Below are 20,701 nucleotides of genomic sequence, written 5' to 3' on the forward strand. Positions count from 1 at the left end.
CCGATTTAAGCGCGCGGCTAAAGGGGCAGGAGCGCGCCCTCGCGCTGGAGCAGCTTCGCCTTGATATCAAGGCCCCAGGCATAGCCGCCAAGGCTGCCATCGGTGCGGACCACGCGGTGGCAGGGAATCAGCAGCGAGACGTGATTGGCCCCATTGGCCGAGCCCGCCGCACGCACCGCACCCGGTCGGCCGACGTCGGCTGCCAGCTGCGCATAGGTGCGCGTCTCGCCCTTGGGGATGCGGCGCAGCGCCTGCCAGATGGCCTGCTGGAACGGCGTGCCGGAAACGTCGAGCGGGATATGGGCAAACTCGGTTTCACCGGGCGCTTCGGCAGCGGCGATGATCTGCGCGAGGAGCGCGGCAAAGTCTGCACCAGCCTCGCCTCTGGCCTGCACGCGCCGCGCATGTGGAAAACGCTGCGCGAGGACGGCGGGGTCTTCGCCGAACGAAAGGCGGCAGACGCCCTTGGCGCTGGCAGCGACGAGCATCGGGCCGAGCGACGTGGCCGCGACATCCCAGTGGAGCACCGCGCCGCGTCCACCATCGATCCAGACGCTAGGGGCAGTTTCAGTGGGCGGCATCGGCGGCGTTTCCTTGCTGTATGGACGTCTCTGGGGGCTAACTGATGGGCTTGCCGGGCACGCTCTTGCAGCGAATCCACGATTAGACGGCAAGAGCCATCTTGTCAGGCGGGGACTTGGTTGCTAGGCGCGCCCCCATTGCGGGCCGCCGTGCTGTGTGCGCGGCACCATGGCCCATGCAAGTCAGATTTGCGATCCATACTGGACGAAGGGAAACAGGGCGCGTGGAGATTTCCGGCGGGATTACGGCCAGCTTGGCGGGACGTTACGCGGCCGCGCTTTATGATCTGGCGGGCGAACAAGGGGTGGTGACGGCTGTCGAAACCGACCTCGATACGCTTGGCTCGGCAGTGCGCGAATCGGGCGATCTGGCCGCGCTGCTGAAGAACCCCGAAGTTTCGCGCGACGCAGCCGCCAAGGCGGTGGACGCAGTGGCCGAGCTGCTGAAGGTCTCGCCCCTCACCCGCAATTTCCTCGGCGTGCTGGCGGCCAATCGCCGGCTGGCCTCGCTGCCCGATGTGGTCCGCGCGTTCACCGCGATTGCGGCCGCTGCGCGCGGCGAAGTGACCGCCGAAGTAACCACCGCGCATCCGCTCGATGACGCGCAGCTTGCGCAGTTGGCAGAAAAGCTCAAGGTCCGTGAAGGCCGCTCCGTCACGGTCAAGGCTCATGTCGATCCGGCGATCCTTGGTGGCCTTGTCGTCAAGATCGGCAGCCGCATGATCGATAGCTCGATCCGTACCCGTCTCAATTCGCTTGCGCAGGCCATGAAGGGCTAACGCCCAGGCTGAAGCTCCTAAGTATTTAAGGAAGGCATTCCATGGAAATCCGTGCTGCTGAAATCTCGAAGGTCATCAAGGACCAGATCGCCAGCTTCGGCACCGAAGCCCAGGTCTCGGAAGTTGGCTCGGTGCTGTCGGTCGGTGACGGTATCGCCCGTATCTACGGTCTCGATCAGGTCCAGGCCGGCGAGATGGTCGAGTTCTCGAACGGGGTTAAGGGCATGGCGCTCAACCTCGAAGCCGATAACGTCGGCGTCGTGATCTTCGGCTCGGACGCCGAGATCAAGGAAGGCGATGTCGTCAAGCGCACCGGCACCATCGTCGACGTTCCCGTCGGCAAGGGCCTGCTCGGCCGCGTGGTCGATGCGCTGGGCAACCCGATCGACGGCAAGGGCCCGATCGTGGACGCCGTCCGCACCCGCGTCGAAGTCAAGGCTCCGGGCATCATCCCGCGCAAGTCGGTGCACGAGCCCGTGCAGACCGGCCTCAAGGCGATTGACGCGCTCGTTCCCGTCGGCCGCGGCCAGCGCGAACTGATCATCGGTGACCGCCAGACCGGCAAGACCGCCGTCGCGATCGATACCTTCATCAACCAGAAGGCCGCCAACGCGGGTGATGACGAGAGCAAGAAGCTCTACTGCATCTACGTAGCCGTGGGCCAGAAGCGCTCGACCGTGGCGCAGATCGTCCGCCAGCTCGAAGAAAACGGCGCGATGGAATATTCCATCGTCGTGGCCGCCACCGCTTCGGAGCCCGCGCCGCTGCAGTACCTCGCGCCCTACACCGGTGCGACGATGGGCGAATTCTTCCGCGACAACGGCATGCACGCCGTGATCGTGTACGACGATCTTTCCAAGCAGGCCGTGGCCTACCGCCAGATGTCGCTGCTGCTGCGCCGTCCGCCGGGCCGCGAAGCCTATCCGGGCGACGTGTTCTATCTCCACTCGCGCCTGCTGGAACGCGCCGCGAAGATGAACGACGAGCACGGCAATGGCTCGCTGACGGCGCTGCCGATCATCGAAACGCAGGCCGGCGACGTTTCGGCCTACATCCCGACCAACGTGATCTCGATCACCGACGGCCAGATTTTCCTTGAAACCGGCCTGTTTTATCAGGGCATTCGTCCGGCGATCAACGTCGGTCTCTCGGTGAGCCGCGTGGGTTCCTCGGCGCAGACCAAGGCGATGAAGAAGGTGGCCGGCTCGATCAAGCTGGAGCTGGCGCAGTACCGCGAAATGGCGGCGTTTGCGCAGTTCGGTTCGGACCTCGACGCTTCGACGCAGAAGCTGCTCAACCGCGGTGCGCGCCTGACCGAACTGCTCAAGCAGCCGCAGTTCTCGCCGCTCGGCTTTGAAGAGCAGACCTGCGTGATCTTCGCGGGCACCAACGGCTACCTCGACAGCATCCCGGTGAACCGCGTCAACGAGTACGAAGCAGAGCTGCTGAGCTATCTGCGTTCGAGCCATGCCGACCTGCTCACCCTGATCCGCGACACCAAGGATCTGGGCGACGAAGCCAAGGGCAAGCTGGTTGCTGCGCTCGCAGCGTTCGGCAAGCAGTTCGCGTAAGCCTTTCCCCGCGCTCCCGGTGCATGCGCCGGGAGCCGGAGGGACCAGCGGGATCCCGGACTTATGTCCGGGGTGACGATTAAGAGGAAACTAGAGTGGCTTCGCTGAAGGAACTCAAGGGCCGGATCAACTCGGTCAAATCGACCCAGAAGATCACCAAGGCCAAGCAGATGGTCGCGGCGGCCAAGCTGCGCAAGGCGCAGTCCGCGGCAGAAGCGGCGCGCCCCTATGCCAGCCGTCTTGCGGCGGTGATGGGCAGCCTTGCCGGCAAGGTTGCCGGGCAGGACAGCGCCCCGCTGCTGATGCGCGGTACGGGCTCGAACCAGCGCCATCTGCTCGTTGTCGTCAACACCGACAAGGGCCTGTGCGGCGGTCTCAACTCGAACATCGTCAAGGAAGCCAAGCTTCAGGCCCGCGCGCTCGAAGCGGCTGGCAAGGACGTGACCTTCTACCTCGTCGGCAAGAAGGGCCGCGCGCCGCTGAAGCGCGAGTTCCCCAGCATCAAGGCCGATGGCTATGACACCAGCATGGTGCGCACGCCCGGCTTCGACGAAGCCAGCGCCATCGCGCACGAGCTGATCGCGCTGTTCGAAGGCGGCAAGTTCGATGTGGCGCACCTCGTGGCGCCGAAGTTCAAGTCTGCCCTGCAGCAGGACCCGGTGACGCAGCAGCTGATCCCCGTCCCTGCCCCGGCAGCGGCGAGCACCAGCGACGCGGTCGTGGAATACGAGCCGGGCGAGGAGGAAATCCTCGAAGCCTTGCTGCCGCGCTATGTCACCACCCAGGTGTTCGGCGCGCTGCTGGAGCGTGAAGCTTCGGAACAGGGCGCTTCGATGACAGCAATGGACAACGCGACGCGCAATGCGGGCGAGCTGATCCAGAAGCTGACCATCCAGTACAACCGCAGCCGTCAGGCTGCGATCACGACCGAACTCATCGAAATCATCGCTGGCGCCGAAGCGCTCTAAGAAATCTTAGGTAAGGAAACCAACATGGCCACCGCAGCCGTCCTCAACCAGACCACTACCGGCAAGATCAGCCAGGTCATCGGCGCCGTCGTCGACGTGACCTTCACCGGCGAACTGCCGGCGATTCTGACCGCGCTCGAAACCGACAACAACGGCAACCGCCTCGTTCTCGAAGTTGCGCAGCACCTCGGTGAAAACACTGTCCGCACCATCGCGATGGACGCGACCGACGGCCTGACCCGCGGTCAGGCAGTCAAGAGCACCGGCGCGCAGATCTCGGTGCCGGTTGGCCCGATGACACTGGGCCGCATCATGAACGTGATCGGTGAGCCGATCGACGAGCAGGGCCCGGTGAACGCGGAAAAGACCGCACCGATCCACGCCAAGGCGCCTGAGTTCATCGACCAGTCGACCGAAGCGGCCATTCTGGTCACCGGCATCAAGGTCATCGACCTGCTTGCGCCTTATGCGCGCGGCGGCAAGATCGGCCTGTTCGGCGGCGCGGGCGTCGGCAAGACCGTGCTCATTCAGGAACTGATCAACAACATCGCCAAGGGCCACGGCGGCGTTTCGGTGTTCGCGGGCGTCGGTGAACGCACCCGCGAAGGCAACGACCTTTACCACGAATTCCTCGACGCAGGCGTTATCGCCAAGGACGCCGATGGCAACCCGACCCCCGATGGCTCGAAGGTTGCGCTCGTGTTCGGCCAGATGAACGAGCCGCCGGGTGCCCGCGCCCGCGTCGCGCTTTCGGGCCTGACCATGGCCGAATACTTCCGCGATGAAGAAGGCCAGGATGTGCTGTTCTTCGTCGACAACATCTTCCGCTTCACGCAGGCGGGTTCGGAAGTGTCGGCGCTGCTCGGCCGTATTCCTTCGGCGGTGGGCTACCAGCCGACCCTGGCGACCGACATGGGCCAGCTGCAGGAACGCATCACCTCGACCACCAAGGGTTCGATCACCTCGGTGCAGGCGATCTACGTGCCCGCGGACGATCTTACCGATCCGGCGCCTGCTGCCTCGTTCGCCCACTTGGACGCAACGACCACGCTGAACCGCGCGATCTCGGAACTCGGCATCTATCCGGCGGTGGATCCGCTCGACTCGACCAGCCGCGTGCTGACCCCGGCCGTCGTCGGCCAGGAGCACTACGAAACCGCTCGCCGCGTTCAGGAAACCCTGCAGAAGTACAAGTCGCTGCAGGACATCATCGCCATTCTCGGCATGGACGAGCTTTCGGAAGAAGATAAGCTGATCGTGGCGCGCGCGCGCAAGATCCAGCGCTTCCTTTCGCAGCCCTTCCACGTGGCCGAAGTGTTCACCGGCATCTCGGGCAAGTTCGTGCAGGTCGAAGACACCGTCCGCTCGTTCAAGGCGGTTGTGGACGGCGAATACGACCACCTGCCGGAAAGCGCGTTCTACATGGTCGGCGGCATCGACGATGCGATCGCCAAGGCCAAGAAGCTGGCTGAAGAAGCCTGATCTCGAAACGCCCGCTCTCCTTGCTGGAGGGCGGGCTTTAGGAACTGCCCATGTCCCTGCACTTCGAACTCGTCACCCCGGCCCGCCTCGTCCGTTCGGAAGAGGTCTTCATGGTCGAAGTCCCCGGCTCGGAAGGCAATTTCGGCGTGCTGGAAGGCCACGCGCCGTTCATGTCGACGGTGCAGGACGGCGCGCTTCGCGTCTATCGCAGCGCGGGCGCCGCGCCTGAGGATATCCAGATCGTCGGCGGCTTTGCCGAAGTGAGCGAAAAGGGCCTCACGGTTCTGGCCGAGCACGTCGAGGGCTGATTTCCAGCCAGAGCCTAGCCAAGAGGCCGGTCCGTTTGGGCCGGCCTTTTGCGTTTGGGGACAGCGCGACGAGCCCCTCCTCCGGTCGGGGGAGGCTAGGTGGAGGGGCGCGGCGAACTTTTTTCGCTATTTCACATAACTGAACTTTTCATCCTGTTGAAATTCAGGCATGGCGAATTTCGCAATCGCATTCCGGGAGAGCCCTGTCATGACCCAGTCCCTTGAAACTGTGATCGGCGCCCAGCCTGATCTCGTCCACTTCCTGCGCAACCAGCAGGTTGGCCCCAACGTCTATCCCGGCGTACCGGCGGAATATTCCAACTGGCGCGCGGAGCAGTGGGCCTGGGGGCATACGGCGGTGCTGTATAACCAGTCGTACCACATGGTCGATCTGGCGGTGAAAGGCCCCGATGCCTTCGCCATGCTGGAGCATCTGGGGATCAACTCGTTCAAGAACTTCCAGCCGGACCGCGCCAAGCAGTTCGTGCCGGTCACGCCCGATGGCTATGTCATCGGCGACGTGATCCTGTTCTATCTCGATGAAAACCACTTCAATCTGGTGGGCCGCGCGCCGACGATCGAGTGGGTGGAATTCCACGCCGCCACCGGCAACTGGAACGTGACCGTGGAGCGCGACGAGCGATGGGCGATGCGCACCGACGGCAAGCGCAATTCCTATCGTTTTCAGGTGCAGGGCCCCAACGCGATGAAGATCATCGAGAAGGCCATTGGTGCAACGCCGCCCGACCTCAAGTTCTTCCACATGTGCCGCCTGACCATCGGCGGCAAGGAAGTGCGCGCGCTGCGCCACGGCATGGCGGGCCAGCCGGGCTTCGAATTGATGGGGCCGTGGGAAGATTATGGCGCGGTGCATGCCGCGCTGGTCGAAGCGGGCAAGGAGTTCGGCATGGCGCTCGTCGGCGGCCGGGCCTATTCGTCCAACACGCTGGAATCAGGCTGGATCCCCTCCCCCTTCCCCGCGATCTACACCGGCGAGGCGCTGGCCCCTTATCGCGCATGGCTGACGGCCAATTCCTATGAGGCCAAGTGCTCGGTCGGCGGCAGCTGGGTGCCCGAGACGGTCGAGGGCTATTACACCACGCCGTGGGATCTGGGTTACGGGCCGTTCGTGAAGTTCGACCACGAGTTCATCGGCCGCGCGGCACTCGAAAAGATGGCAGCGGCAGGCAACCATCGTACCAAGGTGACACTGGCGCTCGACAACGAAGACGTGATGCGCGTCCAGTCCTCCGCGCTCAGCCAAGGCGAGCGCGCGAAGTTCATGGAGTACCCGAGCTCGGTTTATTCGATGCACCCGTTCGATCAGGTGCTGAGCGGCGGCAAGCAGGTCGGCCTTTCGACCTGGATCGGCTACACCGCGAACGAGGGCAAGTTCCTGACGCTGGCAATGATGGAGCCGGGCTTTGCCGAGACCGGCACCGAAGTGACGCTGTTGTGGGGCGAGCCGAACGGCGGCACTTCGAAGCCCACTGTCGAGCCACACGTGCAGACCGAGATCAAGGCCGTGGTTTCGCCCGTGCCCTATGTGGCGGCGGCGCGTGACAACTATGCCGAAGGCTGGCGCACGCGGAAGTAAGTTTCGTCCGGGGTATCCCAGACAGAAGGAGCGCCGGTCTCTCCCGATGAGGCCGGCGCTTTTTTGTGTGCGAGAGGGACCGCGGAGGCGCAAAAATAGTTTGTGTCACTAACAATATCTGGCAGATTGCGGGCAACGAGAAACGAGAGGATTCCCCATGGCGGCGAACAACACGATCACCTTCTACGACCTTGCGCTGAGCACCGGCGCGACGATCAGTCCGTTCGTGTGGGCGACGAAATATGCCTTGAAGCACAAGGGCTTCGATCTCGATGTGGTGCCCGGTGGGTTCACCGGCATTCTGGAGCGGACGGGCGGCAAGACCGAGCGCCTGCCCGCCATCGTCGATGATGGGGAATGGGTGCTCGATAGCTGGGGCATCGTCGAATATCTCGACGCCAAGTATCCCGACCGGCCCGCACTGATCCCGCACCCTTCCGTGGCGGCGACGCTGAAGGCGCTCGACCACTGGTTCTGGAATGCGGCGGTCGGCCCGTGGATGTTCTGCTTCTGCCAGGATTACCGCGATCTCTCGCTGCCGCAGGACCACGAGTATGTGACCCACAGCCGCGAGAAAATGCTGGGGCGCAAGCTGGAAGACGTGCAAGCCGGACGCGACGAGCGCCTGCCGAAGATTTCCGCCGCGCTGGAGCCGCTGCGCGCCGCGCTGGGGCAGAGCGAGTGGCTGGGCGGGGATACGCCCAACTATGCCGACTACCGCATTCTGGGCGGCATTCTGTTTACCGCATCGGTGTGCAAGACCCCGGTGCTGGCGAACGATGATCCGCTGCGGGGTTGGATCGAGCGGAGCCTTGATCTGTACGGCGGGCTGGGGCGGCATCCGGGCCTGTTTCCGCTGTTTGGCCTCGAACAGCGTGAGGGCGATCCGGATTTGTTCAACCGCGCGGCGGGCCAGGGCGGGATCTACAAGCGCAACACTGGCCCCGCTTCGACCAGTGCGGAAACCCAGCGGATCACGGAAGGGATGAAGAAGTAAAGTACCCCACCGACCCGCCTACAGAGGGCCACCTCCCCATTTGCGTCTTCGACGAAAATGGGGAGGAACTAGGCGAGTGCTGATGCTGCGCGCAGGAGGGCTTGGCGGACGCGGGCTTCGAGCGCGGCATCGAAGCGGACGGCGGGAACGGCGACGCTGAACACGCCGACGAACGTGCCATCAAGCCGCACGGGCACAGCGGTGCCAACGATGCCGACCGTCGCCTCTTCGCGCGCCACGGCAATGCCATCGGCTGTGATCCGCGCAATATCGGCGGCGAGATCGGCCTCATCGGTGCGCGTGGCGGGAGTGAACGCGGCGCGCGTGGTTTCGGCGAAATAGCGCGCGCGTTCAGCCTCGCTCAGCGCGGCAAGGATCACCTTGCCCGCTGCGAGCGCGTGCAGAGGCCGCCTTGTGCCGGGATCGACCGCATAGCGCAGCGCCTGATCGCTGGCTTCGGTGACCAGCGATTCCACTTCCCATCCGCGCTGGACCATGAACGCGGCGGTTTCATTCAGTTCGCCCTTGAGCGCGCGGACGAGCGGGGCAACGCGGTCTGCCAGCGGCAGCGCTTCCGGCCCGGCGCGCAAGCGTTCGAGGCCGGGGCCGGGCAAATAACGGCGGCCCTCCCGCGCGAGATAGCCCCGGTCTGCCAGCGTGGTGAGCAAGTAGGACAGGCTGCTGACGGGGATCGCCAGCGCCGCTGCAATTTCCTGCGCCACCACCCCCTGCCGGTGCGCTACGACAAATTCGATCACATCGAGCGTGCGCAGCGCGGACTTGACCGGCTGGGGGGCGGCGGAAGAGGACGACGCATTCACGTGAACAGCAGGCTCCCGCGCCGCTCGGCAAAGCGCCAGCCATCGGCGGTGCGCACGAAGCGATCATGGAACGAGCCGACCAGCGGTTCGGCAGCGCCGGTGAACAGCAGCATGGCGCTCTCCCCGCGCGCGGTATCAGCGCTTTCGACGTCGATCACCACGTTGCTGCACACGTGCCGCGTGGTGCGCGGCGGGCGGGCCTTGAACGCGGCCAGGATCGCCGCGCGGCCAACGGTGGGCGCATCGGGTGCGGTGGGGCGCACCATCACGCCATCCTCGGCATAGAGCGCGGCGACATCGTCCCAGCGCGCCGCGTCGTTGAGATTGGCGTAGAGCGCGATGAGGCGGGCGCAATCGGCCTCGGCAGCGCGGCGTTCGTCAGCTGTCATATGCGCGCCGCCGCGATATCCGCGCCTTCGCGCAAGTTGCGCAGCTTGCGCCAGGTCACGATGGGATCGATCTTGCCGTAGCCCGCGAAGGTGCCGAAGCCGCAATCGGTGCTACCGACCACGCGGTCCGGCCCGACGATGGCGGCGAAGCGTTCGATGCGCTGGGCGATGAGTTCGGGGTGTTCGACATAGTTGGAGCAGGTGTCGATCACGCCGGGGGCGAGGATCTTGTCGGAAGGCAGCTTGGCGTCACGCCAGACCTTCCATTCATGCTCGTGGCGCGGGTTGGCGGCTTCGAACAGGACCGTGGAGGGCCGCGCCTTCAGCACGATATCGATCACGCGCTCCAGCGGGATATCGTGATCGTGCGGGCCTTCGTAGTTGCCCCAGCACACGTGCATCCGCATCCGCTCGGGCGGGATGTTGGCGGTGGCGGCGTTCAGCGCCTCGACATTGGCGGCGGCGACCTTGAGGAAATCTTCCTCGCTCATGTCCTGATAGCCGGTGTGGCGGCTCATCGCGAGATCGGGGCAATCGAGCTGGAGGTAGAAGCCCGCGTTCACGATGGTCTCGTATTCCTCGCGCATCGCGTCCGCCAGATCTGCGAGGTAGGCCTCGTGGCTGGGGTAGTGGCGGTTGACCTGAAACGCGGTGATGAGGCCGGGCGAGGCGGCGTTCATGAAGGCTTCGGTATCGGGGGCAGCGTGGTTATCCAAGGCGGAGCGGAAACGGCGGATATCGTCGTGGAGCGGCTGGAGCGACACAAGCCGCACATCGCCGATGCATGAGGCGCGGACGAATTCCTGGCTGCCCATGATCGCGGAAAGCTTCTTCGCAAGGTTCGGCACTTCGGCAAGGTCGGCCGCAGGCTTGCGGTCGATATGGCCGCCGAAGCCCGAAAGGCGCTCGATCATGTAGGTCGAGTAGCCGACTTTGCCGAGTTCGCCATCGGAGACTACGGAAACGCCCGCTTCGACTTGCGCCTTGACCGCGGCATCGACGGCAGCAGCAACGGCGGTGTCGAACGCTTCGGCGTCATAGGCCTCGCCCTTGTCGCGGGCCAGCAGGAGGGGCGTCAGTTCGTCGCCGCGCGGCAGGCTGCCGACATGGGAGGTCTTGATCCTGGTCATCACGCATCGCTCCAGTTCATATGTGTGAACTTTTCATAGTCGATAGGGCGGTGGTGGCAAGCGGGGGATTGGCCAAACGCCGATCCGCCCTATGGCGCTGGGCACGGTGCGGGAGATGGTCGCGAGACAGCGGCATAAGGGCCGGTGTTGCGCCATCCGATCCGGCTTGCCTCACCCGTGGCGCGGGCGGAGGCGCATTGGCCGAGCAGGACTTTCGAGGCATCGAGGAAATCGACCAGCGGCGGCGAAGTGCCCGCGCTGACATCGTAGAAGCTGCTGTCGATCCGGATCGCGCCATCGACCGCGATCCGGTTTGCACGGTCTGCCGACTGGATGAAAAAGCGCGAATCCAGCGCCAGCAAGGCACCGCCAAGCTGGCCCTGCGCCAGAATGCTACCGCCGTTGGAGACGAGCGCGAGCGGGTTGCTGATCGTGATCCGGCCGCCCGTGCCCGGCCCGGACGACGTGGTGACCACGCCCGGATCGCCCGCGCCGATGAGGCTGAAGATGCCCGTGGCCGGCATGGTCACGGCGATATCGCCCGCCGGGCCTTCCAGCGAATTGCTGGCCAGCACGGCACCATCGGCAAAGGTGATGCGTTCGGCCCCGAGCATGATCGTGCCGGCGCCGCCGCTATCGGGCGCAGCCCCGGCGGAGGGGCGGCGCCAGATGTTCGAGGTGGTGATCGCGGTAGCGCTGCCGAACGCCGCCACGCTGCTTGTGGTGATGGAGATCGTGCCGCTGGGCCGGGCATTGGCCGAAGACGCCGTGATCGCCGCACCGCCGCCGAGCGCGAGAGCGCCCGTGACGTTCATGGTGATCGCACCGGCATTGCGGGCGGCAGCCCCGGCAAAAGTGGAAACCGCGCCGCCATCGAGCGCGAAGGAACGGGCGCGGATCGCGATGGTGCCCGCCGCGCCGCGCCCCATGTTGTCTGACGAGATGACCCCGTGCGTGAGGATAAGGCGCCCAGCGCGCACGGCGATATCGCCGCCATTGCCCTGCGCGCCGGGATCTGCGCTTGTCGCGATCACGCCCTCGCGCAGAATCAGGGTCTGCGCGGCGACGGCGATATCGCCGCCATTTCCTTCCGCGAAAGCATTGGACGAGATCGTGCCCCCGCCGATGAGCGCGAGGCGGCCTGCGGTGACCTTGATCGTGCCCGCCTTGCCCGCGCCGTTGGAATCGGTGCCGAAGAAGCTGCTATCGAGCACCGCGATCCGGTCTGCCGCGATATCGAGGCCGCCGCCGCTGCCATCGCCGAACGTGCCCGAAGCGATGAAGCTGCTATTGCGCGCGGTGATGCGGCCTGCCCTGATGCGGATCGTGCCCGCATCGCCCGAGGAAGCCGGGCGGGCCTGCGTGGCGATGTAGCCGCTATCGAGGAGCAGCGTGCCGGCATCAACGGAAACCGCGCCGCTGGCCCCGTCCTGATAGGTATCCGCGGCGAGGAAACCGCCACTGACAAGCGCCAGCCGCCCGGCCCTGACGGTGACCGCGCCGCCGCCGCCTTCGCTGACGCCATCGGAGGTGACGTAGCTGTTGCCGGAAACGATGATCCTATGTCCCGTAACGCGGACTTCACCCGCGCTGCCGCGATCCAGCGCGTCCGAATTGATCGACGAATTGCCGCGCAGAACCAACTGCGGTGCGACCACGGTGACCGAGCCGGCCGCGCCCCGGCCATAGGCGGCGGAGCGGATCTTGGCCTCGCTGCCCAGCCGCAGTTCCTGCGCGTTGACCGTGATCGTGCCGCCTCTGCCCCTGGCGTAGCTGTCGGCAGATACGAACGCGCTATCGACCACCATGCGCCCGGCGTTGACGACGACCGAACCGCCGCTGCCCGCGCCGCGCGTGTCCGAGCTGATAGCACCGCCATTGGCGATGACCAGCCGGGCGGCATCGACCGTGACCGCCCCCGCCTGCCCCGCTGCATAACCATCCGCCGAGATCAGCGCATCATCGACAACGATGCGATTTGCGCTGATGTGGACGTCTCCGCCTGCCCCCGCAGCCTGGGTATCGGCGGAGATCGCGGACTGGCTGTAGAGTTCGAGCGTGCCATCGACTTGCACCGCCAGCGCGCCGCCTCCGCCGCGCCCCAGCGTGGTGGAGGCGATCTGCGCGCCGCCATCGAACCTGAGCGAGGCGGCATCGACCGTGACTGCCCCTGCAGAGCCGAGCGCGGCGCGCTGCACATCGGAACTGATCCGGCTGGCGTAGATTTCCATCGCACCGGTGCGCAGCGATACAGCCCCAGCCGCGCCGGTCGAACGGCTGCGAGCGGTGGACGAGACAATGGAATCGCGCACGTTCGCCTTGCCCGAGACGGTGAGCGTGATGGCTCCGGCGCGGCCAGCGCCGCCGGTTTCGGAGAGGATCGACACGGCATCGAGCGCAAGCGTGCGCGCCGTGACCGCGATGGCGCCGCTTGCCCCGCGCGGCGCGCGGGTGACGAGCGCGGCATCATAGAGATCGAGGCTGCCGCCCTCGAGGCGGATTGCGCCGGATGATGTGGTGCCGGTAGACGTTATCGTGCTGCTGCCAAGGGTGATCCGCTGGCCGACCAGGGCAATGTCGCCTGTTGGCGCAGCTTTCGCAGTCTGCATCTTGAGCGCGCTGCCGAACAGGTCGATCGTGCCGGCGGCAAGCTGCGCCCCCGCGCTGCCGACACCGATGCGGCTGCTGCGAAAGGTCAGGCGGCCTTGCGGATCACCCGAGGGCGCATCGCCGAGCGCGGTTTCATGAAGGCCGGTGCCGACTGCGACCGCCCGCAGCCACGGGGTGGCGAAAGTGGCATCGGCGAAGGTGATATTGCGCGCCGCCAGATCGAGGCCGCCGGTGCCAAGCGTGCGGGCCTGCGCCTTGACGATGATGCCACGCTGCGAGCCGAGAAAGCCGAAGCCGGACGGGGCGGCCATGCTCAGCGTCGAGCCGCCGGGGGTGCTGAGCGAGAAGCTGCCGCCATCGCGAAAGCGGAGCGCGGCTGCGGTGGAGAAGTGGGCCGCGCCGGGGACATCGACCCGCGCCCCCTCACCCAGCACGATGCCCGCCGGATTGATGAAGAAGAACGCGGCATGGGGCAGGCCCTGCGTATCGATCCGCCCGTTGATGGCAGAGATCGTGCCGCCGGTGACGCGGTTGATCACGGCTGTGATGCGCGCCGGATCGGTGAGCGTGCTGGTCCACCGCGCGGTATCGCCAGCGGCGAGATCGAAGGTGGCAAAGCTGTGGAACAAGTTGGTTCCGGCGAGGGTTCCGCCCTCGATCACGGTGACGCGTCCGGCGGTGCCCACAACCGTGCCGAGGCCGCGCCCGCTGGCGGCGCTATCGGCGATGATGGCCGTGGCGGGTGTGCGAGGGGCGGTTTGCGCCGCTGCAGGAGCGGCGCAGAGCGCGAGCATCGGCCAGAAGCGATGGAGGACGCAGCGGATGCGGGCCATCGTCTAAAGCCTCCTGCCGATGGCGCGGGCGAAGCCGAGCGGATGGATGGTGAACTGGAAGGTGATGCCCCGGTCTTGCAGATCGCGCAGACCGGCAACCGCGACCGGCTTCAGCGGCTGGGCAAACGTGGCGATCGCGCTGATCCATGGGGCTGGTCCCCACACCAGCTTGCCGCCGACACTCGCCACACCCCGCGGCAGCGGCTGGGGCGCAATGCGATTGCGCGCGAGCGCGCCATCGGCGAACACCGAAGCGGTGAACGCACCCCAGCGGAAGGCTTCGGCACCGCCGCGCCGCCCGCCAAGATCGAAGGGCTGCGCCAGTTCGGCCGATGCCGCTGCGGCCTCGTCTGCCAGCAGCAGGCTCTCGCGGTAGCCGCGCACGGTATCGCTGCCGCCGATCGCAAAGCGTTCCGGCGAATAGAGCAGCCCGCTCGCCCATTGCCCGGCGAAGCGGAGCCTGAGTTCGAGCAGGCCGGGGGTGATGCGCCGGGCGAAATTGAGCTGGAGTTGCAGCGCGGTGAAGAACGGGCTCGGCGTGAGCGCCCCGGGCGGGGAGGAGCGCGTGCCGCCAAGGCCTTGAGAGGCGACGAGCGAGGCGGCGAAGACCGTATCCAGCGAGCGGCGGGTGAAATCGGCCGTGAGGCGCAGCGCATCATATTCGGTGCGGCCATCGCGCGAGCCGGGGCTGAACGAGAACGGTGTGCCGAGGAGCGAGCTTTGCACCCGGCGGTGGACGATCAGCGCGCCGATCACGGCGGTGACGGCTGGCCGCCAGCTGCCCTGCCCGCTCACGGCCCCCGGGCCGGGCATCAGGGGCCGCGCGATCACGGTGCGGCTAAGCCCGGCTTCGAAGAAATGTTCGCGCGAGCGGATATCGAGCAGCGCCAGTTGCCTATCGACCACCGAAGCGTTGTTGTACCCGGCGCGCACCGCAAGCGACCAGCGCGGCGAGAACAGCGGCAGCGCGTAGCTGGCGCCAAGATCGGTGAGGCCGCGCGTGGAGCCGTATTGCAGCGCAAGCAGATCCCCCGGCCTCAGCCACGAACGCAAGCTGCCACCAACCCCTAGGCGCTGCGCACCGACGCTCGGCGCGCGGTTGTTGGCAAACGTGGTGAACAGATCAAAGCGCGGCTGGGGATCGACTTCGAGTGCGAGGGCCGCTTCGCCGGGCTGCGCGCCGGGCTCCACACTGGCCTGGATCGTGCGGATCGCGGGATCATCCGAAAGCAGGCGGAAATCGCGTTCGAGTGCGCGCATATCGAGCGGCTGACGGCGCGCCGAGGGCAGGCGGCGGCGGATGAAGTCTGCATCGAGCCCGCGGGCATGGCGGGCGCGGAAAGTCACCAGCAGCGCATCGGGCGCGCCGGGCGGGGCAACGAGGCGGCCCATCACCAGCCGCAGCCGCAGCACGCCGTCTGCACCCGCCTCTTCGATCAGCACGCCGGAATTGGGATAGCCATTGCCGACGAACGCCAGGTTGACGAGCTGCACCAGCGCGGCAATCTGATCGAACCCGGCCTCCGCCCCGAGCAGGCCATTGGCGGCGAACTGCGCGCGGATCCATGCGGGATCGAGCGGCGCGCCGGGGGTTTGGGTCAGCGTGAGGCGGCTGGTGCGATCGGCGGCGGGCTTCCAGCCGGGCGTGGGGATCGCCGTGCCGCCTGCCGGATCGGCCGCGATATCAATGCGCAAAAGGTGCATGCTGCCTTCGGGCGCAGCGGGCGGTGCGGTCGCTTGTTCGGGGACGCCAAGCGGCGCTTCGGCAGGCGGGGCGGGAAAGGCGGGCTGAGCCAAAGCGGGCACTTGCGGCCCGGCGCGCTCGACGGGCGCGCCCGCAACTGCGGAGCCTTGCGCGCGGGCTGCCGGTGGGGCTGCGCCAAGAGCCAGCAGCAGCGCGCAAGCGAGCAGCAGCTGCGTCCCGCTGGCCGCCCCTCTGCTACCCCGTCTGCCCGCGCTGTCGTCCACCAAGACCCCCTTCGGTGCGGCCGCCAAGGAGGATGATACTGAACTATCGGGCAAAGCGGCGGGATATTTTGGCCCTGCCCTGCCCTTACCGGCAGGCTATCGCGGCACAAAGCCCCTTGCGAGCAGGTCGATCATCTGGCGCGCGAGGTCTTGCGGGCTTTCGCTGCCGGTGGGATCATGCCAGCGCGCGGGCCAATTGAGCGCGCCAGCGATGGTGAAGGCGGCGATTTTCGGGTCGCAAGGGGCGAGCGAACCATCGGCCAGCCCCTCGGCGATGAGGCCGCGCAGATCGGTATCGATCTGGCGTTTGAGCTGGCGGAAGCGGGCGCGGCTTTCCGGGGCGAGCGCTTCGTCTCCGGTGCGGATCACGCAGCGCCCGAAATCGTCCATGTTGATTTCGGCATAGCGCAAGAGGAACGCGGTCAGGCGGTCTGCTCCGGTGCCGGGGCGCTGGCGGGCTTCCTCCGCCGCGGCGATCAGCTGGCCCAGCCCCAGCGTGACGCATTCGAGGAGGACCTGATCCTTGTTGCCGAGGTAGTGGTAGATCGTCGGCTTGGAGATGCCGAGCCGGGCGGCGACATCATCGAGCGAGGTCTGGTGGAAGCCGCGTTCGTTGAACATCTGCACCGCCGCGCGCAGCACGGCTTCGCGCTTGGCTGCGCGGACGGCGCGCTTTTCCTCAGGGCTGGGAAAAGGCGATGAAGCGGGTTCAGAGGCGGCATCCAGCATATGTGTCAGGTTGACCCAAAACCCGGGCGCATGCAATATACTCATGAGTAAATAATGCAGCGCGCAAGAGCGATTCGAATGCGCCGCAAAGCAGGAGATCAACGGGCATGGACATCAACGGATTGGCCGCCATCGTCACTGGCGGGGCTTCGGGCCTTGGCGCGGCGACGGCTGAATTGCTGGCGGCGCGCGGCGCCAAGGTCACGCTGTTCGATCTCAATGCCGATCTTGGCACGGCCAAGGCGGCAGAAATCGGCGGGCGGTTTGCCGCGGTGAACGTGACCGACGAGGACGCAGTGGCGAACGCCATCGGTGAGGCCGAAGCGGTGAACGGCAAGGCGCGCATTCTGGTCAACTGCGCCGGGATCGGGCCGCCGGCCAAGGTTCTGAGCCGCGATGGCTCACCCTTGCCGCTGGCGGACTTTGCCAAGATCATCAACATCAACCTGATCGGCACGTTCAACGTGCTGTCCAAGTTTGCCGCGCGCATCCATGATGCCGAGCCCCTGAACGAGGACGGCGAACGCGGCGTGATCATCAACACCGCCAGCGTCGCCGCGTTCGAAGGCCAGATCGGCCAGCCGGCCTATGCCGCGTCCAAGGGCGGCGTGGTGGGCATGGCGCTGCCCATCGCGCGCGAATTTGCCCGCTTCGGCATCCGCGTGAACACCATAGCGCCGGGCATTTTCTGGACCCCGCTGCTCGGCTCGCTGCCGCAGGAAGCGCAGGATTCGCTCGGGCGGCAGGTGCCGTTCCCCAGCCGTTTGGGTAGGCCCGAAGAGTATGCGAAGATGGTAGAAGCCATCGTGACCAATCCGATGGTCAACGCCGAAGTGATCCGCCTCGACGGCGCGATCCGCATGGCGCCGAAGTAAGCACAGCACGGTTTTCAGGAAGGTTTGAGGGCATGACGATCAGCACCGAAGCGCTGGAGATGGCAGCGAAGGTCGAGGCATTCGTGCGGGGTGTGATCTTCCCGTATGAGCAGGACCCGCGCCGCGATCATCACGGTGCGCCGACGGACGAACTCGTCATGGAGATGCGCGAGCTGGCGCGCGCGGCGGGTGTGCTGACGCCGCATATCCGGCCCGATGGCAGCCACTTCAACCAGCGCGAAACGGCGGTGATCCTGATCAAGTCGGGCCTGACGCCGCTGGGCATGCTGGCCTGCAACACGCAGGCGCCGGACGAGGGCAACATGTACCTCATCGGCCATGTCGGCAGCCCGGATCTGAAGGAGCGCTTCCTCAAGCCGCTGGTCGATGGCGCCGCGCGTTCGGCCTTCCTGATGACCGAACCGGCAGAACTGAACGGCGCGGGCGCGGACCCTTCGATGATGATCACCACCTGCCGCCGTGACGGCAACCATTGGGTGGTGAACGGCAAGAAGTGCTTCATCACCGGGGCCGAAGGCGCCAAGGTCGGCATCGTGATGGCCAAGTCCGAAGATCCGGACAGCAAGGGCGGCGCGTGCATGTTCCTGGTGGACCTGCCCGATCCCGCGATCCAGATCACCGGCGTGCCGAACACCATCGACAGCTCGATGCCCGGCAGCCATGCCGAGATCTCCATCGACAACTTGCGCATTCCGGCGGACCAGATGCTGGGCGATGCCGGTGAAGGCTTCAAGTATGCGCAGATCCGCCTTTCCCCGGCGCGGCTCTCGCACTGCATGCGCTGGCTGGGCGGGTGCATCCGCGCGCAGGAAATCGCGAACGACTATGCCAACCGCCGCATGGCCTTCGGCAAGACGCTGATCGACCACGAGGGCGTGGGCTTCATGCTCGCGGAGAACATGATCGACCTCAAGCAGTGCGAGCTGATGATCGACTGGTGCGCGGGCGTGCTCGATACCGGCTCGCTTGGCACGGTCGAAAGCTCGATGACCAAGGTCGCCGTCTCCGAGGCGCTGATGCGCGTGGCGGACAAGTGCGTGCAGGTGATGGGCGGCATGGGCGTGACCGACAAGACCATCGTCGAGACGATGTTCCGCGAGATCCGCGCGTTCCGCATCTATGACGGCCCGACCGAGGTCCACAAGTGGAGCCTCGCCAAGAAGCTGCGGCGCGATTGGAAGGCTGCGCAATGAGCGGTGCGGGCACGGACCTTGCAGCGGCCAACACCGGCGCGGGGGAAGTCCGCGTCGCGTTTGACGAGGCGGCGCTCGGGGCGTGGATGGCGCAGCATGTCGAGGGCTTTGCCGGGCCGCTCACCGTTGCGCAGTTCAACGGCGGGCAATCGAACCCGACTTACCGCCTGACCACGCCGAACCAGCGCTATGTGCTGCGCCGCAAGCCGCCCGGCCCGCTGCTGAAAGGCGCGCATGATGTGCTGCGCGAGGCGCGGGTGCAGCAGGCGCTGGCGGGCACCGACGTGCCGGTGGCGCGCATCTTCGCGGTCTGCGAGGACGAAACCGTGATCGGCAGCGCATTCTACCTGATGGACATGGTGGAAGGGCGGATCTTCTGGGACGCGGCCTTCACCGATGTGCCAAAGGCAGAGCGCGCGGCTTATTTCGACGAGATGAACCGCGTGATCGCGGCGCTGCATTCGGTCGATGTCGCAGCCGTGGGCCTTGAGGACTACGGCAGGCCCGGCAACTACTTCGCGCGCCAGATCGGGCGCTGGTCGAAGCAGTACCTCGACGACGAGCTGGCGGGCCGCCTGCCCGACATGGACGCACTGGTCGAATGGCTGCCGACCGCGATCCCCGAGGGCGACGAGACGACGGTGGTTCACGGCGACTTCCGCTGCGACAACATGATCTTTGCGCCCCACGAGCCGCGCGTGCTGGCGGTGCTGGACTGGGAGCTTTCGACGCTGGGCCATCCGCTGGCCGACTTTGCCTATCACGCCATGATGTACCGCATGCCGGGCGATATCGTGGCAGGGCTTGGCGGCGCGGACCCGGTGCCGCTCGGCCTGCCGACCGAGGCCGAATACATCGCCGCCTATTGCGCGCGGACAGGGCGGACAAGCATTCCGAACTGGGACTACTACCTCGCGTTCAACTTCTTCCGCCTCGCCGCCATCATGCACGGGATCAAAGGCCGCGTCCTGCGCGGCACCGCATCCAACCAGCAGGCGCGCGAACGGGCGGAATCGCTCCCCCGCCTTGCCGCGCTGGCCCGCGCAGCCATGGAGACATGCCGATGAGCACGGTTCTGACCACCCGCGAAGGCGGCATCCTCACCCTCACCCTCAACCGGCCCGAACAGGGCAATGCCATCAACATGGCGTTGGCGGCAGACCTGCTGGCGGCGGCACGCGATGCAGCCGGCGATCCTGCCGTGCGCTGCGTGGTGCTGGCGGCCGCCGGGCGGATGTTTTGCGTGGGCGGCGATATTGCCGAGTTTTCAGCGGCAGGCGACGGGGCAAGTGCGTTCATCCGCCAGCTGGCCGATACGCTGCACGAAGCGGTGCTGGTGCTGGCCGGGATGGCCAAACCCTTCGTTGCGCTGATCCAGGGCCCGGCGGCGGGCGCGGGCCTGAGCCTTGCCGCTGCCGCCGATATCGTGATCGCGAGCGAGGCAGCGCACTTCACCGCCGCCTACACCGCCATCGGCCTCACGCCCGACGGGGGCATGACATGGCTGCTGCCGCGCCTTGTCGGGATGCGGCTGACGCAGGACATGATGCTGACCAATCGCCGCCTTGCCGCAGCCGAAGCGGCAGTGGCCGGACTGGTCACGCGCGTGGTTCCTGCCGAGGCGCTGGCCGAGGAAGGCGCCAAGCTCGCTGCGCAGCTGGCCGATGGCCCGGTGGCAGCCTTCGGATCGGTGCGCCGCCTGCTGGCCCAGAGCCAGGGCGCGCCGCTCGATCTGCAACTGGAGCGCGAGGCGGCCTCAATCTCCGCGGCGGCAGGCGGCCCCGAAGGGCGCGAAGGCGTGGCCGCATTCAGCGCGCGCCGGAAAGCGGATTTCCGAGCGCAATAGTTC

17 protein-coding genes and 1 pseudogene are annotated in these 20,701 nt (G+C 66.5%); 11 read left to right on the forward strand and 7 right to left on the reverse strand.

Features of this window, described 5'->3' with window-relative positions; genetic code table 11:
* Positions 1–17 precede the first annotated feature (17 nt).
* Positions 18–560: pseudogene (locus CFE35_RS09255) on the reverse strand (methylated-DNA--[protein]-cysteine S-methyltransferase); the annotation flags it as partial.
* 245 nt (positions 561–805) lie between these two features.
* On the opposite strand from CFE35_RS09255, the gene CFE35_RS09260 reads away from it, so the two are divergent.
* From CFE35_RS09260 to CFE35_RS09290, 7 genes are all read left to right on the forward strand, one after another.
* Positions 806–1,360, forward strand: coding sequence for a F0F1 ATP synthase subunit delta (locus CFE35_RS09260; protein ID WP_292930263.1), 555 nt, complete (start codon positions 806–808; stop codon positions 1,358–1,360).
* A gap of 41 nt (positions 1,361–1,401) precedes the next feature.
* A complete protein-coding gene (gene atpA / locus CFE35_RS09265; RefSeq protein ID WP_292930265.1) occupies positions 1,402–2,931 on the forward strand; it encodes a F0F1 ATP synthase subunit alpha in 1,530 nt (509 codons plus the stop codon).
* Between the two features lie 95 nt (positions 2,932–3,026).
* Positions 3,027–3,899: a F0F1 ATP synthase subunit gamma gene (locus CFE35_RS09270; RefSeq protein ID WP_292930267.1), complete on the forward strand. Its 873-nt coding sequence runs from the start codon at positions 3,027–3,029 to the stop codon at positions 3,897–3,899.
* A 24-nt stretch (positions 3,900–3,923) separates the two neighbouring features.
* A complete protein-coding gene (atpD, locus tag CFE35_RS09275) occupies positions 3,924–5,381 on the forward strand; it encodes a F0F1 ATP synthase subunit beta (RefSeq protein WP_292930269.1) in 1,458 nt (485 codons plus the stop codon).
* Positions 5,382–5,431: 50 nt separating this feature from the next.
* Complete coding sequence (locus CFE35_RS09280) at positions 5,432–5,689, forward strand: ATP synthase F1 subunit epsilon (protein ID WP_292930271.1); 258 nt, start codon at positions 5,432–5,434, stop codon at positions 5,687–5,689.
* 208 nt (positions 5,690–5,897) lie between these two features.
* The gene (locus CFE35_RS09285; protein ID WP_292930273.1) at positions 5,898–7,286 is read left to right on the forward strand and encodes an aminomethyl transferase family protein; all 1,389 of its coding nucleotides are present in this window, start codon (positions 5,898–5,900) and stop codon (positions 7,284–7,286) included.
* Positions 7,287–7,443: 157 nt separating this feature from the next.
* Positions 7,444–8,283, forward strand: coding sequence for a beta-etherase (locus CFE35_RS09290; protein WP_292930275.1), 840 nt, complete (start codon positions 7,444–7,446; stop codon positions 8,281–8,283).
* Positions 8,284–8,351: 68 nt separating this feature from the next.
* Here the strand turns inward: CFE35_RS09290 and CFE35_RS09295 are convergent, their stop codons facing one another.
* From CFE35_RS09295 to CFE35_RS09320, 6 genes are all read right to left on the reverse strand, one after another.
* On the reverse strand, positions 8,352–9,104 hold the full coding sequence (locus CFE35_RS09295) for an IclR family transcriptional regulator (protein ID WP_292930277.1): 753 nt from the start codon (positions 9,102–9,104) through the stop codon (positions 8,352–8,354).
* Positions 9,101–9,493, reverse strand: a complete 393-nt coding sequence (locus CFE35_RS09300) for a nuclear transport factor 2 family protein (RefSeq protein WP_292930279.1) — start codon at positions 9,491–9,493, stop codon at positions 9,101–9,103. The genes CFE35_RS09295 and CFE35_RS09300 overlap by 4 nt, the downstream gene beginning before the upstream one ends.
* Positions 9,490–10,623, reverse strand: a complete 1,134-nt coding sequence (locus tag CFE35_RS09305) for a cobalamin-independent methionine synthase II family protein (RefSeq protein WP_292930281.1) — start codon at positions 10,621–10,623, stop codon at positions 9,490–9,492. Before CFE35_RS09305 ends, CFE35_RS09300 begins: the two co-directional genes overlap by 4 nt.
* A gap of 89 nt (positions 10,624–10,712) precedes the next feature.
* Complete coding sequence (locus tag CFE35_RS09310) at positions 10,713–14,066, reverse strand: filamentous hemagglutinin N-terminal domain-containing protein (RefSeq protein ID WP_292930283.1); 3,354 nt, start codon at positions 14,064–14,066, stop codon at positions 10,713–10,715.
* Between the two features lie 3 nt (positions 14,067–14,069).
* On the reverse strand, positions 14,070–16,034 hold the full coding sequence (locus CFE35_RS09315; protein WP_292930285.1) for a ShlB/FhaC/HecB family hemolysin secretion/activation protein: 1,965 nt from the start codon (positions 16,032–16,034) through the stop codon (positions 14,070–14,072).
* Between the two features lie 96 nt (positions 16,035–16,130).
* Entirely contained in the window at positions 16,131–16,763 is a 633-nt protein-coding gene (locus CFE35_RS09320; protein WP_292930287.1) for a TetR/AcrR family transcriptional regulator, read from the reverse strand.
* Positions 16,764–16,870: 107 nt separating this feature from the next.
* On the opposite strand from CFE35_RS09320, the gene CFE35_RS09325 reads away from it, so the two are divergent.
* Genes CFE35_RS09325 through CFE35_RS09340 form a run of 4 tightly spaced genes read left to right on the forward strand, consistent with a single transcriptional unit; the run spans position 16,871 to position 20,698 of the window.
* Complete coding sequence (locus CFE35_RS09325) at positions 16,871–17,638, forward strand: SDR family NAD(P)-dependent oxidoreductase (protein WP_292930289.1); 768 nt, start codon at positions 16,871–16,873, stop codon at positions 17,636–17,638.
* 32 nt (positions 17,639–17,670) lie between these two features.
* On the forward strand, positions 17,671–18,852 hold the full coding sequence (locus CFE35_RS09330) for an acyl-CoA dehydrogenase family protein (protein ID WP_292930291.1): 1,182 nt from the start codon (positions 17,671–17,673) through the stop codon (positions 18,850–18,852).
* Entirely contained in the window at positions 18,849–19,919 is a 1,071-nt protein-coding gene (locus tag CFE35_RS09335; protein WP_292930293.1) for a phosphotransferase family protein, read from the forward strand. The genes CFE35_RS09330 and CFE35_RS09335 overlap by 4 nt, the downstream gene beginning before the upstream one ends.
* Complete coding sequence (locus CFE35_RS09340; RefSeq protein ID WP_292930295.1) at positions 19,916–20,698, forward strand: enoyl-CoA hydratase-related protein; 783 nt, start codon at positions 19,916–19,918, stop codon at positions 20,696–20,698. The genes CFE35_RS09335 and CFE35_RS09340 overlap by 4 nt, the downstream gene beginning before the upstream one ends.
* The last annotated feature ends 3 nt before the right edge of the window (positions 20,699–20,701 follow it).

The sequence above is a fragment of the Novosphingobium sp. PASSN1 genome (assembly GCF_002278815.1).

Excerpts from the sequence above, each read along its gene's own strand:
- atpA (WP_292930265.1), top strand. The coding sequence starts at position 1,402 with ATGGAAATCCGTGCTGCTGAAATCTCGAAGGTCATCAAGGACCAGATC.
- atpD (WP_292930269.1), top strand. The coding sequence starts at position 3,924 with ATGGCCACCGCAGCCGTCCTCAACCAGACCACTACCGGCAAGATCAGC.
- CFE35_RS09280 (WP_292930271.1), top strand. The coding sequence starts at position 5,432 with ATGTCCCTGCACTTCGAACTCGTCACCCCGGCCCGCCTCGTCCGTTCG.
- CFE35_RS09285 (WP_292930273.1), top strand. The coding sequence starts at position 5,898 with ATGACCCAGTCCCTTGAAACTGTGATCGGCGCCCAGCCTGATCTCGTC.
- CFE35_RS09290 (WP_292930275.1), top strand. The coding sequence starts at position 7,444 with ATGGCGGCGAACAACACGATCACCTTCTACGACCTTGCGCTGAGCACC.
- CFE35_RS09300 (WP_292930279.1), bottom strand. The coding sequence starts at position 9,493 with ATGACAGCTGACGAACGCCGCGCTGCCGAGGCCGATTGCGCCCGCCTC.
- CFE35_RS09305 (WP_292930281.1), bottom strand. The coding sequence starts at position 10,623 with ATGACCAGGATCAAGACCTCCCATGTCGGCAGCCTGCCGCGCGGCGAC.
- CFE35_RS09310 (WP_292930283.1), bottom strand. The coding sequence starts at position 14,066 with ATGGCCCGCATCCGCTGCGTCCTCCATCGCTTCTGGCCGATGCTCGCG.
- CFE35_RS09320 (WP_292930287.1), bottom strand. The coding sequence starts at position 16,763 with ATGCTGGATGCCGCCTCTGAACCCGCTTCATCGCCTTTTCCCAGCCCT.
- CFE35_RS09325 (WP_292930289.1), top strand. The coding sequence starts at position 16,871 with ATGGACATCAACGGATTGGCCGCCATCGTCACTGGCGGGGCTTCGGGC.
- CFE35_RS09330 (WP_292930291.1), top strand. The coding sequence starts at position 17,671 with ATGACGATCAGCACCGAAGCGCTGGAGATGGCAGCGAAGGTCGAGGCA.
- CFE35_RS09335 (WP_292930293.1), top strand. The coding sequence starts at position 18,849 with ATGAGCGGTGCGGGCACGGACCTTGCAGCGGCCAACACCGGCGCGGGG.
- CFE35_RS09340 (WP_292930295.1), top strand. The coding sequence starts at position 19,916 with ATGAGCACGGTTCTGACCACCCGCGAAGGCGGCATCCTCACCCTCACC.